General features: G+C 71.1%; 15 protein-coding genes. 3 read left to right on the forward strand and 12 right to left on the reverse strand.

Going from position 1 to position 12,752, the window contains the following annotated elements:
• Positions 1-13 precede the first annotated feature (13 nt).
• Entirely contained in the window at positions 14-1,225 is a 1,212-nt protein-coding gene (locus K2224_RS21525) for an FAD-dependent monooxygenase (protein ID WP_221908151.1), read from the reverse strand.
• A gap of 176 nt (positions 1,226-1,401) precedes the next feature.
• Here K2224_RS21525 and K2224_RS21530 point away from each other — a divergent pair, with 176 nt between their 5' ends.
• A complete protein-coding gene (locus K2224_RS21530; RefSeq protein WP_221908152.1) occupies positions 1,402-2,019 on the forward strand; it encodes a TetR/AcrR family transcriptional regulator in 618 nt (205 codons plus the stop codon).
• A 54-nt stretch (positions 2,020-2,073) separates the two neighbouring features.
• Here the strand turns inward: K2224_RS21530 and K2224_RS21535 are convergent, their stop codons facing one another.
• The 6 genes from K2224_RS21535 to K2224_RS21560 all read right to left on the reverse strand — a co-directional run bounded on the left by K2224_RS21535 (position 2,074) and on the right by K2224_RS21560 (position 6,629).
• A complete protein-coding gene (locus tag K2224_RS21535) occupies positions 2,074-2,601 on the reverse strand; it encodes a hypothetical protein (protein WP_260693489.1) in 528 nt (175 codons plus the stop codon).
• A gap of 146 nt (positions 2,602-2,747) precedes the next feature.
• Positions 2,748-3,416, reverse strand: coding sequence for a uracil-DNA glycosylase (locus K2224_RS21540; RefSeq protein ID WP_221909862.1), 669 nt, complete (start codon positions 3,414-3,416; stop codon positions 2,748-2,750).
• A gap of 194 nt (positions 3,417-3,610) precedes the next feature.
• The gene (locus tag K2224_RS21545) at positions 3,611-4,381 is read right to left on the reverse strand and encodes an SDR family oxidoreductase (RefSeq protein ID WP_221908154.1); all 771 of its coding nucleotides are present in this window, start codon (positions 4,379-4,381) and stop codon (positions 3,611-3,613) included.
• Positions 4,382-4,424: 43 nt separating this feature from the next.
• A complete protein-coding gene (gene fabG / locus K2224_RS21550; protein ID WP_221908155.1) occupies positions 4,425-5,186 on the reverse strand; it encodes a 3-oxoacyl-ACP reductase FabG in 762 nt (253 codons plus the stop codon).
• 211 nt (positions 5,187-5,397) lie between these two features.
• Positions 5,398-5,793, reverse strand: a complete 396-nt coding sequence (locus K2224_RS21555) for a DUF3037 domain-containing protein (protein ID WP_221908156.1) — start codon at positions 5,791-5,793, stop codon at positions 5,398-5,400.
• On the reverse strand, positions 5,790-6,629 hold the full coding sequence (locus tag K2224_RS21560; protein WP_313904788.1) for a HipA family kinase: 840 nt from the start codon (positions 6,627-6,629) through the stop codon (positions 5,790-5,792). Before K2224_RS21560 ends, K2224_RS21555 begins: the two co-directional genes overlap by 4 nt.
• A gap of 451 nt (positions 6,630-7,080) precedes the next feature.
• Between K2224_RS21560 and K2224_RS21565 the strand changes: the two genes are divergently transcribed.
• Positions 7,081-7,332, forward strand: coding sequence for a hypothetical protein (locus tag K2224_RS21565; RefSeq protein ID WP_221908157.1), 252 nt, complete (start codon positions 7,081-7,083; stop codon positions 7,330-7,332).
• A gap of 279 nt (positions 7,333-7,611) precedes the next feature.
• On the opposite strand, the gene K2224_RS21570 is transcribed toward K2224_RS21565, so the two are convergent.
• The 5 genes from K2224_RS21570 to K2224_RS21590 form a co-directional block, all read right to left on the reverse strand.
• Entirely contained in the window at positions 7,612-8,433 is an 822-nt protein-coding gene (locus tag K2224_RS21570) for an alpha/beta fold hydrolase (RefSeq protein ID WP_221908158.1), read from the reverse strand.
• Positions 8,434-8,648: 215 nt separating this feature from the next.
• Positions 8,649-9,887 carry a serine hydrolase gene (locus K2224_RS21575; RefSeq protein WP_221908159.1) on the reverse strand — a complete coding sequence of 413 codons (1,239 nt, stop codon included), beginning with the start codon at positions 9,885-9,887 and terminating at the stop codon, positions 8,649-8,651.
• A gap of 423 nt (positions 9,888-10,310) precedes the next feature.
• Positions 10,311-10,670 (reverse strand): DUF1048 domain-containing protein, encoded by a 360-nt coding sequence (locus K2224_RS21580; protein WP_221908160.1) that lies wholly within the window; start codon positions 10,668-10,670, stop codon positions 10,311-10,313.
• A gap of 1 nt (position 10,671) precedes the next feature.
• Positions 10,672-11,001, reverse strand: coding sequence for a PadR family transcriptional regulator (locus K2224_RS21585; RefSeq protein ID WP_221908161.1), 330 nt, complete (start codon positions 10,999-11,001; stop codon positions 10,672-10,674).
• A gap of 235 nt (positions 11,002-11,236) precedes the next feature.
• Positions 11,237-11,725, reverse strand: a complete 489-nt coding sequence (locus K2224_RS21590) for a MarR family winged helix-turn-helix transcriptional regulator (RefSeq protein ID WP_221908162.1) — start codon at positions 11,723-11,725, stop codon at positions 11,237-11,239.
• 98 nt (positions 11,726-11,823) lie between these two features.
• Here K2224_RS21590 and K2224_RS21595 point away from each other — a divergent pair, with 98 nt between their 5' ends.
• Positions 11,824-12,705 (forward strand): NmrA/HSCARG family protein, encoded by an 882-nt coding sequence (locus K2224_RS21595; protein ID WP_221908163.1) that lies wholly within the window; start codon positions 11,824-11,826, stop codon positions 12,703-12,705.
• Positions 12,706-12,752 lie beyond the last annotated feature (47 nt).

A 12,752-nucleotide genomic window follows, 5' to 3' on the forward strand; every position in this document is an offset into this window, starting at 1 on the left:
CTGGTCACGCAGCTTACGGGGCGGTCGGCGGCCGCCAGTCGGCGATGCCGTCCAGGCCGCGCAGCGCGAGGTCGGGCGCCAGGCGGGCGGTGGCCGCGATCAGGGCGCCGCGCAGCGCGCAGGCGGGCCGGGACCGCCAGGTGGTGAGCCGGCCGATCCGCCCCGACCGGCGGACCACGGCCATGGCGCGGGGCAGCCGCTGCCGGGTGTAGGCGGCGAGCGCCGGGGCGAGGGCGGTGTCCCGGGCGGCCTCGTGGGCGAGGACCACGGCGTCCTCCACGGCCTGGCAGCCGCCCTGCCCGAGGTTGGGCGTCATCGGGTGCACCGCGTCACCGAGCAGGGCGACCCGGCCGTGGTGGAAGGCGGGCGGCGGCGCGGCCGCGGCGTACACGTCGTTGCGGAGGACCGCGGCCGGGTCGGCGGCGGCCAGCAACTGCGGGACGGGCCGGTGCCAGCCGCCGAACCGGCGCAGCAGCTCGGCGCGTTGGTCGCCGCCGTCCCGGCCGCCGCCGGGCGGGACGGCCGCGGTGGCGTACGCGTAGATCCGCCCGTCGTGCAGCGGCAGGGTGCCCCACACGCCGCCCGGTCCCCAGGTCTCGTGCGCGGTGTCGGGGGCGGTGAGCCCGGCGGCGTCGGCGGCCGACACCACGAAGCGCCAGGCGGTGAAGCCGGCGTAGCGGGGCGCGGGGTGGGCGGGGAAGAGGCCGCGGCGGACGGCGGAGTGGATGCCGTCGGCGGCGACGACGAGGTCGGCGGTCAGCTCCTCCGGTTCGCCGTCCGGGCCGGCGACACGGACCCGGGCCGGCCGGTCGTCGCGCAGCGGATCGCCGGGGTCCACGAGGGCGGCCGGGGCGCCGGTGCGGACGGCGGTGCCGGGCAGCCGGCCGGCGAGCAGCGCGATCAGGTCGGCACGGTGGACGATCACGACGGGTCCGCCGTACCGCCGGACGGCGGCCGCGTTGTCCGTACGGGCCAGCAGCCGCCCGTCGGGCCGGCGGATCTCGCCCGTCAGCTGCCGGGAGGCCATGGCGCGGACCGCGTCGCCCACGCCGACGGTGTCCAGCGCGCGCTGCGCGTTGGGGGCCAGTCCGATGCCCGCGCCCACCGGTTCCAGGGCGGCGGCCCGCTCCAGCGCGGTCACCCGCCAGCCCCGCCGGTCCAGCGCCACCGCGGCGGTGAGCCCGCCGATCCCGCCGCCGATCACGATCGCGGTGCGTTGCGGCACGGCGCCGCCTCCCTCCCTCTGCCGGGCGGCGACGCCTCCGACGCGCGGCCACGCGCCACCCGGTGTGACTACACCTGTAGTTCCGAATGAAGCTGAGACTACACCTGTAGTTACGTGAGGATGCACGGTGACTACGGACGTAGTCACCGATGGGCCGTCCCGCTAGGCTCACCTGCATGAACGCCCGCAAGGCCGCCGCTCCCCCGCCTCCGGCCCCCCGGCACCGACTGATCGCCGACACCGCCCTGGCCCTGCTCGCGGAGCGGGGCATGCGGGGGCTGACGCACCGCGCCGTCGACGAGGCGGCCGGACTGCCGCAGGGCTCCACGTCCAACCTCGCGCGGACCCGGGCGGCGCTGCTGTCGGCGGCGGTGCGGCGGCTGGCCGAGCGGGAGGCGGCCGTGCTGGCGCCGGAGGAGATGCCGGGCGTCGCCGACCCGGCGGCCGGCGCCCCGGCGGCGCTCGCGGACGCGCTCGCGCTTGGTCTGCACCGCCATCTCTCGCACCACCGGGCGCTGCTGATCGCCCGCTACGAACTGGCGCTGGAGGCCACCCGCAGGCCGGAGTTGCGGGAGGTCTACGACCAGGCGGGCCGGGCCTTCAGGGATCCGGTGGAGGCACTGCTGAGGGCGGCCGGTTCGCGCGCCCCGGAGCGGCAGGCGCTGGCCCTGGTGGCGTGGTGCGACGGGGTGCTGTTCTCCTGCGTCGCGGGGCAGTTCCACGCCGAGGCCCCCACCCGCGAAGCGCTGCGTGCCTCGTGCGCGGAACTGCTCGACGGGATGCTGCGCGGCTGAGCCGACGGACGGGGCCGGCCGGGCCGGCGGCGGGGCGGGGCCGGGCCGCGCGTGCTATCGGGACGGGCCCGAGGCGCCCTCGATGCGGAGTTCCAGTCGCTCGATGGCGTCGGTGAGGCGCCGCCGGTAGTCGCCCTCGGCGAGGGTGCGCGCCGAGGCGCGGGCCCGCCGGAGCTGGGCGCGGGCGTCGGCCGGGCGGTCGAGTCCGGCGTAGTCGGCGGCGAGGTTGAGGTGGAGGGCGGGGAAGAACGCCCGGACCGCGGCGAAGGGGTGGCGGGGGGCCGGCCCACCGGCGGTGCCCGCCTCGCCGGCCTTCGCCGTCCCGGTGGCGGGCTCCGCGGCCCGGGCCCGCGGGGGCCGCTCCGTGACGAACCCCTCCGCCTCCTCCAGGGCGCGCAGATTCCAGTCCAGGGCGTCCCGGGGGTCGTCCTGGGTGCCGGCCATGTAGTGCGCGAGGGCGCAGCGGTGGAAGGCGTCGCCGCGCGGGCCGATCTCCTGCCACAGGGCGGCCAGGCGGTTGCGGGCCTCTTCCCGGTCGCCGGCTCGGTGCAGCATGATCGCCTGGCCGATCCGGGTCAGCATGCGGTCCTCGTGCTCCGCCTCCCGTCGCTGCTCCGCCACCGCGCACTCCCCGTCTCGATCGCCGCCACCGCCTGCTCCCCCCGACGCTAACCGCCGGGGGGAGGCTCCGCGCGGTGTGCGCGACGCACCGGGTGGCCGGGGGCCGGTCAGCCCAGGTCGGGGATGCGCCAGTCGATCGGGGCGTGGCCCTGGGCGGCGATCGCGTCGTTGATCTGGGTGAAGGGACGGGAGCCGAAGAACTTCTTCGCGGACAGCGGGGAGGGGTGCGCTCCCTGGACCACCGCGTGCCGCTCCTGGTCGATCAGCGGCAGCTTCTTCTTGGCGTAGTTGCCCCAGAGGACGAAGACGGCCGGGTCCGGGCGGCTGGCGACGGCGCGGATCACCGCGTCGGTGATCTTCTCCCAGCCCCTGCCCTTGTGGGAGTTGGCCTCGCCCTCGCGGACGGTGAGCACGGCGTTCAGCAGGAGGACGCCCTGCTGGGCCCAGGGCATCAGATAGCCGTTGTCCGGCACCGGGTGGCCCAGCTCCTCCTGCATCTCCTTGTAGATGTTGCGCAGCGACGGCGGCGTCCTGACCCCGGGCTGCACGGAGAAGCACAGTCCGTGGCCCTGGCCGGCGCCGTGGTAGGGGTCCTGGCCGAGGATGAGCACCTTGACCTGGTCGTAGGGCGTGGCCTCCAGCGCCGCGAAGACCTGCTCGCGGGGCGGGTAGACGGGGCCGGCCGCGCGCTCCTGCTCGACGAAGTCGATCAGCTCCTTGAAGTAGGGCTTCTCCAACTCCTCGCCCAGGACCCCGCGCCAGGACTCGGGCAGCATGTCGGTGACCACGTCAACAACCTCCGGTGTGCGTTCCGTTCTCTCCTCAGAACCTACCGGCGACCACTGACAATCCCCGCAGCGGGCCGTTCGCCGGCGCCCACGGCGGCATGGCCGGCTCCGCGGGCGATGTCCGACGGCCCGGATCGGGGGCCGCCCGCTGCGGGGCGGCCCCGGCCGTCACCTCCCGGCCGTCACACGCCCGCGTTCAGGAACAGCCCGCCGTCCACGACGAGGTTCTGGCCGGTGACCCAGCCGGACGCGTCGGACAACAGGAAGGCCGCGGCCCCGCCGATGTCCTCGGGGACGCCCAGCCGCCCCATCGGGTAGACGGCGGCCGCCTCCTCCTCGCGGTTCTCGTAGAGCGCCGCGGCGAACTTGGTCTTGATCACCGCGGGGGCGATGCAGTTGACCCGAACCACCGGCGCGAACTCGTGCGCCAGCTGGAGCGTCAGGTTCACCATGGCCGCCTTGCTGATGCCGTAGGCGCCGATGAACGGCGAGGGCGCGACGCCGGCGATCGAGGCGATGTTGACGATCGCGCCGCCGTTCTCCTTCTGCCAGGCGTGCCAGGTGCGCTGGGCGAAGCCGAGCGCCGAGACGACGTTGGTCTCGAAGACCTTGCGCGCCACATCGAGGTCGAGGTCGGCGATCGGGCCGAACACCGGGTTGGTGCCGGCGTTGTTGACGAGGTAGTCGACCCGGCCGAAGGTCTCCATGGCCCGCTCGACGGCGACGGCCTGGTGCGCCTCGTCGTGGGCCTTGCCGGCGACGGTGAGCACCCGGTCGGCGCCGAGCTTCTCGGCGGCCTCCTTCAGGGCCTCCTCATTGCGACCGGTGATGACGACCCGGTCGCCGCGGGCCACCAGGGCCTCGGCGATGCCGTAGCCGATGCCACGGCTGGCCCCGGTGATCAGGGCCACCTTGCCGGAGGGCTCGGGGAGCCCGCTGTGCTGCTCGGTCATATCCCGTTCTCCTGCTCGTGTGCTCCTGCGGTCGGTCCGGCGGTCAGCACAGCGGGCCGCCGGCGACGTACAGGACCTGGCCGGAGACGAACCCGGCCGCCTCGCCGGTGAAGAACGCGATGGCGTTGGCGATGTCGTCCGGGTTGCCGACGCGCTGCACCGGGATCTGGGTGGCGGCCGCGGACTTGAAGTCCTCGAAGTCCATCCCCACCCGCGCGGCGGTGGCGGCGGTCATGTCGGTGGCGATGAAGCCGGGGGCGACGGCGTTGGCGGTGATGCCGAACTTGCCGAGTTCGATGGCGAGGGTCTTGGTGAAGCCCTGGAGGCCGGCCTTGGCCGCCGAGTAGTTGACCTGGCCGCGGTTGCCGAGCGCCGAGCTGGAGGAGAGGTTGACGATCCGCCCGAACTTGGCGTCCACCATGTGCTTCTGACAGGCCCGCGACATCAGGAACGCACCGCGCAGGTGGACGTTCATCACGGTGTCCCAGTCGGTTTCGCTCATCTTGAACAGCAGGTTGTCGCGGAGCACGCCCGCGTTGTTGACGAGGACGGTGGGTGCGCCGAGCTCCCCCGCGACCCGCTCGACCGCGGCCGCCACCTGGTCGCCGTCGGAGACGTCGCAGCCGATCGCGACGGCCTTGCCGCCGGCCGCGGTGATCTTCGCGACGGTGTCCTTGCAGGCCGCCTCGTCGAGGTCGAGTACGGCGACGGCGCGGCCCTCGGCGGCCAGGCGGACGGCGGTGGCCGCGCCGATGCCGCGGGCCGCGCCCGTCACGATGGCGACACGCTGCTCGGTGGTGGACATGCGGGTTCTCCTCACCCTCGATCGTCGATACCTCGAACACCAGCGGCCGGCTCCCGATCCAGGTGAGCAACCGCTTAGTAGCCTCAGCAGGGCTGACGCTAGAAGCCCGGCCACCCCCTGTCAACGCCCCACCACCACACACCGACCGCAAACAGCACACGGGGCGGACCCCGAAGGAATCCGCCCCGCTCACCGTGTGCCCGGCGCGCCGTCAGCGCACCAGCAGCTCCAGCAGTCGTTCCGCCTCGACCCTGGGGTCGACGGTCAGACCGGTGTGCACCGGCCCCGGCTGGACGATCGTGCTGCGCGGCGCGATCAGCCAGCGGAAGCGCTGCCCCGGATCGTCGCCGGCGGCCTGTCCGGCCCGCGCGCCGCCCGCGCAGACGCCCTCGACGGCACACAGCGCGGCCCGTACACCGGCCATGTCCACCTCGGGATCCAGTGCCCGCAACCGGGCCTCGTCCAGATACGTACGAGCCTCGACGAACCGCTGGGCGCGGCAGTACACCACCACCCCCGCGTTGATCATCTCTCCGCGCTCGACCCGCGGTACGACCTTGAGCAGGGCGTACTCGAAGACGTCGCGTCCGTTGTGCAGTCCGCTCACTTCACGGCCCTCCGCGGCAACTTGCCCGCCAGCCACTCCGGTGCCTGTGACGGCCTGTCCTTCGTCGGCTCCCCGATGGTGATCTGCTCGCCGATCGTCCGCGCCCGGGCCAGCAGTGTGCGCACATACGCCGCACGCAGCTCCTCCGGCGAGTCGAAACCGGGCTCGTCCGCCAGCCACTCGTCGGGCACGTCGGCGGCGATCCCGACGAGCAGTTCCTCGGTGATCAGCGGCGTGAACTCCTCGGCCGCGGCGGCCACATCGGGCCCGAACGTGGCCAGTGCGTGGTCGGAGGCGTCGTACGGCCGCGCCGACGCCTTCTCCGCGGTCGGCCAGTTGTGGTGCCAGATCATCGCCGCACCGTGGTCGATCAGCCACAACTCCCCGTGCCACACCAGCAGGTTGGGGTTGCGCCAGGACCGGTCCACGTTGTTGATCAGCGCGTCGAACCACACCACCCGGCCCGCCTCGCGCGCGCTCACCTCGAATGCCAGCGGATCGAACCCCAGCGACCCGGGGAGGTAGTCCATCCCCAGATTCAGTCCCCCGCTGGCCTTCAGCAGCGCCTGGACCTCCTGGTCCGGCTCGCTCAGCCCGATCACCGGGTCGAGCTGCATCCGCACCAGCTCCGGCACCCGCAGCCCGAGCCGCCGTCCGAGCTCCCCGCAGATCACCTCCGCGACCAGGGTCTTGCGCCCCTGCCCGGCGCCGGTGAACTTCATGATGTAGGTCCCGAGGTCGTCCCCCTCGACGAGCCCCGGGAGCGACCCACCCTCACGCAACGGCGTGACATAGCGGGTCGCAACCACCTCTCTCAACGCTTCCTTAGGCCCCACGGGCTACTTTCCTTAGTTTCAACGGTTTGCTTCGAGGAGGCGCTCACCTCGAAATCGCCCCCGATCGGCCCTGGGGAGAATCTGGGGAGAATCGACTGGCGCACAGATCACCCCTCTCGTTCGACCTTTGCTTCCGGCCTCCGGCATGAAGTGAGCATAGTAACCGAGCGTGATGGCCGGGGATGAGTGCCCGAGCCACCGGGCGACAGTCACCATGGACTCCCCCGCCTCCAACAACCGTTCCTACCGCTGACCAGCTGGAATAGGGGCGTCCGAGCCCCCATCGCGGACCCTGCGGTCGGCCTCGCCGACTTCACGCGGTCACCCCCATTGCTCGGCTCGCTCATACGCTCACGCCCGTCGCAACGATCAGGTAGGGCTCGGGCCTGGGGCCATAGCCAGCAGTGAGAGGAGCCGACATCGACTTCTATCGACTTCTAAGGACCGTGCCGTGAACGCCCTGGGGCTCGACCGGCTCGGCGGCCGCTCCTCGCATGCCTTCAACGATGCGCTCGGCGTGTTCCAGGCCAGCCGCATGCGCGAGCGCCAGCAGCTTCTTCATCTGCGCCGGGTTTTCCGTGCTCTCAGCGAGCCGAAGCAGTTGCTTCCCGCGCACCTTGTACTGCCAGTACTTCGGCTTGGCATCCGCATCATCGATCAGAAAACCGATCAGCCACGGCAGGACGAGGACCAACCGGGGTGAGGACCAGGTGCAGATCCTTCCGGCCGGCGTTACGGGACTCGCCGGACACGCGGCGTACCCCAAGCTGTCGCGTGGACCCACCCCGACGTCGCCGCCCCTGGGTGCCGGCGCTCCCTGTCCGCATCCGGACGTCGCGGCGCCCGGCACATGGCCTTGATCGTTCTCACCGACCACCGGTGACAGACCCAGTGCGGCAACATGCGCTTGAGGCGACTGCGCAATCCTGCCTTCACCGTGGCGTCGGCGAAGGCCGTTGCCTGGCCAACCGCCAGTCCTGGTTCAGGTGTTGCGGGCCTTGGTGTGGTTGGGGGCGGCGACCTTGCGTACGGCCGCGGCGACGGCGCGGAAGTCCTTTTTCAGGATCGTAGCGTGGGTGCTGGTGACCTTTGGGTGGATGGTGATGTTCGGGTTGCGGGCGGCCACCGCGGGGAGGGTGGCGCGGTGTCGTTCCTGCTCGTCGCCCTTGCTTCCGAAGGACTTCCCCGAGGCGACCACGTACCGGGTCGGGACGGTGATGTTGTCCAGCACGGGGCCCAGGTTGCGGGCGAGTACGCCGCCCTCGATGTTGCTGTTCGCCATCTGTGCGGCGGTCATCCGCGGGGTCAGGCCCGTCGGGCGCAGCAACAGCATGAGCGGGCTCAGCCGTCGAAACAGCTTCCGGATCCGCTGCTCCATGGCTTCGTCCAGCCAGTCGTCCGGTTGTGCGCCCTCGACCAGGACGGCGCCCACGGTGCGGCCGGGGTTCCGGCTGGCCCAATGCGCCGCGAGGAAGGCTCCGTAGGACCAACCCACCACCAGTGCCCGGTCCACCCCTCTGGCCGCGAGAACGGCTTCGACGTCCCGCATGTGCGTCTCGAAGGAATGGGGGTCCGCCGAACGCTTCGACTTGCCGCGGGCCCGCATGTCGTAGGTGATGTGCCGCCAGCCCGGCCCCAGTTCGGCCAGGACCCGCCGCCAGTACCCCTGAGTGGCGAAGTGGCCGTTGAGGTAGACGATGGGGATGCCGGGGCCGCCGGTGTCGGTGACGGCCAGGGCCGTGTCGTCCACCGGCAGCATGCCGGTCCACGGTGAAGTGGTCGAGGACGTACGGTTCTTCGTCATGTGTTCCTCCTTGGTTGCGTGAGGTGTCGTACGCGACGTCTCTTCGGTGCCGCACGTGGTGCGCGGGCCTGGGCCTGGTCGCGGTCATTCCCCCGGAGGGGGCCGCTCCCGTCCCTCGCTGTTGTGTGGGGGGGCTCGGCGCTCGGTGGTGCCGAGCCCCCTTGAAGGTGGTGTTCGCGACTGTGCTGAGTCGGTCGTCGTGTTCAGCGCCGGTGTCAGTTGTCGAGGGCCTGGTAGAGCGTGGTCCAGAAGTCGGTGATGGCTCGTGCCGAGTCCGGGGTGGTCATCCCGGTCTGGGTGAGGAGGATGCCGACGAGTTGGTTGTGCGGGTCGGCGTAGGTGGTGGTGCCGCTTCCGCCGTCCCAGCCGAACTGGCCGATGGGTGCGTAGTCGCCCCGGTAGGTTCGGGTGGCCATTCCGAAGCCCCAACCGCCCTGCTGTCCCTGGCCGTAGGAGAGATGGACGAGGTTGCGGGCCAAGGCTTCCCGGGCAGCCAGTTGCTCGGCGGGGAGGCGGTTGGTGGTCATCAGCTCGACGGCGGCACGGGAGAGGATCCGCTGGCCCTGGTGCGTCCCGCCGTTGAGCAGCATCCGGAAGTAGGCGTGGTAGTCGTCGGCGGTGGAGTCCAGTCCGCCGCCGCCCGAGGCGAAGGCCGGGGGCTTGCTGTGGTGTCCCCCTTGGGCCGGGTCCTCCACCTTGAACTGACCGGTCTGCGGATCGGGGGCGTACAGGGGCGGCAGCCGGTCGATCTTGTCGGCGGGCACGTAGAAGCCGGTGTCCTTCATGCCCAGCGGCTCGAAAAGGCGCTCGTGCAGGAACGACTCGAAAGACTGGCCGGCGACCCTGGCGACGAGCACCCCGAGGACGTCGTCGCTGATGTTGTACAGCCAGCGTTCTCCGGGCTGGCACATCAGCGGAAGCGTGCCCAGGCGGCGCATCCACTCATCCGGTTCCACCGCCGGCAGCAGCCATCCGTCCTCCTGGCCGTAGACCCCCCGCTCGAAGAGCGCGCTCATCATCGGGGCGGTGCGTGCCGTCATGTCCAGTCCGAGCCCGAACGTGGCGGTGAGCAGGTCCCGTACGGTGATCGGACGGCGCGCCGGCACGGTGTCCTCTAGCGGGCCGTCGGGCCGCTTGAGCACCTGCCGGTCGGCGAGTTCGGGCAGCCAGTGGTCCACCGGGTCATCCAGCCGCAGCCGGCATTCGTCCAGCAGGACCATCGTCGCCGCGACCGCGACCGGCTTGGTCGTCGAGGCCATCCGGAAGATGGTGTCCCGGCGCATCGGCGCGCCGCCGTCGTGGCACATCGTCCCGAGCGTTTCGACGTGGGTCTCCTCGCCCCGGCTGACCAGGGCGACCAGCCCGGGAATCTTCCCGGAGTCGACATACCGCGCCAGTACCTCGCGCAGCCTGCGCAACCCTGCTTCGGAAAAGCCGCTGTTGCCTTGTCCCATGATGAATCTCCTCACGTGCAACGTTCGATGTGTGCGGTGCTCGGATACGTGCGGTGCTCGATGTGCAGGACGGACGCGTCCCGGTGTGGCGCTCCGGGGCAGCCCTGGGCGCCGCACGAGGTGGGTGGTTCGGCGTGGCCCGGTTCACGGCCCAAGGCGCACGCATGAGTGAACGGTTCATGACATTCGCAGCGTCGATTGCGCTGCTATCAGCTGTCGCCGTCCTGATGCCGCTACTGACAAGTGCGGCGTGAACTCGCCGGCCAGGCAGGCATGACCGTGCGGCCGCGTCGTCGTCGACCCCGCAGGTCGCGCAGACCGTGCAGAGGTCGCGACAGTGCAGAGGGTTGAGAAAGTAGCGCCCGGCCCGGGCACGATGTGTCGTGCCCGGTATCGGGCGGTCGTGTGGTCTTTTCCGGTGGCCTAGCCGGCGACGCGCTCCATGACCTCGGCCAGCCGCTTCCGCGCGCGGGCGGGGACGTAGCCGCCCGTCGTGTAGTTCTGCGCGAACTCCTCGACGAACTCCGCCGGGTCGTCCCCGACGACATCACGGATCGCCGTGCCGTCCGCCGCGGCTTGCTCGAACAGGTCGACAAGGTCCTCGAACGCGGAGGACGCGCTGTCGTCGTCCGTCGGCACGAAGTGCATGAGGTACCGCTCGATCGCGTCGACCGCCGTGCGGTAGTTCTCGGGAAGCTCCTTGACGCGCGCCTTGTACGCCCACCAACGCCTCTTGGGCCCGATCACCTTGGAGAGAAAGCCGTGCTCTTCTGCGTCGGACATGTCATCCGCCCCCTTCACGGAGCTGTTCCAGTCGTTCTGCGAGGAAGCTCCAGGTCCTCCAGAACTCATCGAGGTACTCACGTCCCTGAGCGTTGAGAGAGTGCACCTTGCGTGGTGGCCCCTTCTCGGAGGGCACCTTCTTCACGTCGACGAGACCGCGCTTCTCCATCCTGATGAGCAGCGCGTAGATGGTCCCTTCGGCGATGTCGGAGAACCCCTGCTCCCTCAATCGTGCCGTGATCTCGTAGCCGTAGGCGGGTCGGTCGGACAGGGACGCGAGGGTGATGCCCTCCAGCGTGCCCTTGAGCATCTCCGTCAGCAGCTTGGCCATGAAGCACCTCCTCCCTGCACTAGTTGGCGTTGCTGAGTACCGGTAGAACGTAACACTGACTACCGGTACTTGGCAAGACTGAATAGTGGGGCCCGGGACCGCGCTCCGGCACCCCAAGTCGGCACCGCACACGCCCAGTTCAGCAGCATTGCCGGCCATCCTGGAACCGGCTGGCGAAGACGGCGTCCCGCCACCCGGACTTCGCAGCCTGACGGATGCCGCACCGCCGAGGGGTTCAGTCCGGCTTCGGCAGGGATCGCAGGCGTTGCATCTGGGCGTGGCTGAGGTCGTACGCCCGTCGCATATGGCGGGTGATCACCTCTAGCTCGTCTTCGCTGTGGTCGTCGAGCAGCGACTGCCAGGCCGGACCGAGGTCGTCCCACACCGCGGCGACGCGGGCGATGCGATCGGGCACCGGCGTGACCAGCACCCGGCGTCGGTCCTGCCGGTCGGGTGTGCGGACCACATAACCACCGCGCTCCAGCCGGTCCACCAGCCGTGTGGCCGACCCCGTGGTCAGACCCGTGATCTCGGCGATCTGCTTCACCGTGCGCGGCGCGGGGTCGGCCGTGAGCAGGCTCAGGCACTGCACGTCAGTCGGGTGCAGCCCGAGATGATCGGCGACGGCTTGGTTGAACAGTACGTAGGCCGCCAGGTAGCGGCGCGACTCCCTCGACAGTTCCTCGCACAGCCGGGCCCGGTGTGAGTCTGTCACCTGGATCACATCCCAAATCGCTGCGCGACGCAGCAGTCTTCCCGGTAATATTCACTGCGCGGCGCAGTTAATGCACCGCGCATCAATACTACCTGCCTGGGGGAACCATGCTCACCGTCGCCATCACCGGAGCCACCGGAGCCCAGGGCGGAGCGACCGCTCGCGCCCTGCTGGCCGCCGGTCACCACGTGCGCGCACTCACCCGCCGCCCCGACTCGCCCGCCGCCGAGGCCCTGCGCGGCCTGGGAGCCGACGTGTGCCACGCCGACTTCGACAACCGCGCCTCCCTCGACGCCGCCCTGGCCGGGACGGACTCCCTCTTCGCGGTCACCACCCCGTTCGGCACCGACACCACCACCGAAACCCGGCGGGGCAAGGCCCTCGTCGACGCCGCGGCAGCCGCCCGCCTCGGACACATCGTCCTCACCTCCGCCGCACACGCCGACCGCGGCACCGCGGTCCCGCACTACGAAAGCAAGTACCTGGTCGAGCAGTACCTCCACACAGCCGACGTGCCCTGGACCGTGATCGCCCCGGCGGCATTCATGGACAACTACGCCAGTGACTGGACCCTCGACGGGCTGCGCCAGAGCACCTTCGCCTGGCCCATGCCCGCCGACCGGCCACTCACACTCATCCCCGCCGCCGACATCGGCGCATTCGCGGCGCTGGTCCTCCAGCACCGCGACGAGTTCGCCGGCCATCGCATCGACATCGCCTCCGACGAGTGCACCCCCAGCCAGATCGCAGAGATCCTCGCTGCAGCCGCCGACCGGCCGATCGCCCACCACGAGGTCCCGCTCTCCCAGGTCCGTACCCGATCCGCCGATCTGGCCGCCATGTTCGAGTACTTCACCACCGTCGGCCTCGATGTCGATGTCGCCGGGCTGCGACGCGACTACCCCGAAGTCGGCTGGCACACCTTCACTAACTGGGCCGCCGGCCAGGACTGGCCCACACTCCTGGCCCCCACCCCGGCGCATCAGTGAGATCCCTGCCCAAAGCGCACACCCGCCCATACCTCTGAAGGAGCATC

Origin of the sequence: Streptomyces sp. BHT-5-2 (assembly GCF_019774615.1) — a bacterium.
GTDB lineage: Bacteria > Actinomycetota > Actinomycetes > Streptomycetales > Streptomycetaceae > Streptomyces.

Coding starts and splice junctions, on each gene's coding strand:
- K2224_RS21595 (WP_221908163.1), top strand. CDS start 11,824: ATGCTCACCGTCGCCATCACCGGAGCCACCGGAGCCCAGGGCGGAGCG.
- K2224_RS21540 (WP_221909862.1), bottom strand. CDS start 3,416: ATGCTGCCCGAGTCCTGGCGCGGGGTCCTGGGCGAGGAGTTGGAGAAG.
- K2224_RS21580 (WP_221908160.1), bottom strand. CDS start 10,670: ATGTCCGACGCAGAAGAGCACGGCTTTCTCTCCAAGGTGATCGGGCCC.
- K2224_RS21570 (WP_221908158.1), bottom strand. CDS start 8,433: ATGACGAAGAACCGTACGTCCTCGACCACTTCACCGTGGACCGGCATG.
- K2224_RS21545 (WP_221908154.1), bottom strand. CDS start 4,381: ATGACCGAGCAGCACAGCGGGCTCCCCGAGCCCTCCGGCAAGGTGGCC.
- fabG (WP_221908155.1), bottom strand. CDS start 5,186: ATGTCCACCACCGAGCAGCGTGTCGCCATCGTGACGGGCGCGGCCCGC.
- K2224_RS21575 (WP_221908159.1), bottom strand. CDS start 9,887: ATGGGACAAGGCAACAGCGGCTTTTCCGAAGCAGGGTTGCGCAGGCTG.
- K2224_RS21530 (WP_221908152.1), top strand. CDS start 1,402: ATGAACGCCCGCAAGGCCGCCGCTCCCCCGCCTCCGGCCCCCCGGCAC.
- K2224_RS21535 (WP_260693489.1), bottom strand. CDS start 2,601: ATGCTGACCCGGATCGGCCAGGCGATCATGCTGCACCGAGCCGGCGAC.
- K2224_RS21585 (WP_221908161.1), bottom strand. CDS start 11,001: ATGGCCAAGCTGCTGACGGAGATGCTCAAGGGCACGCTGGAGGGCATC.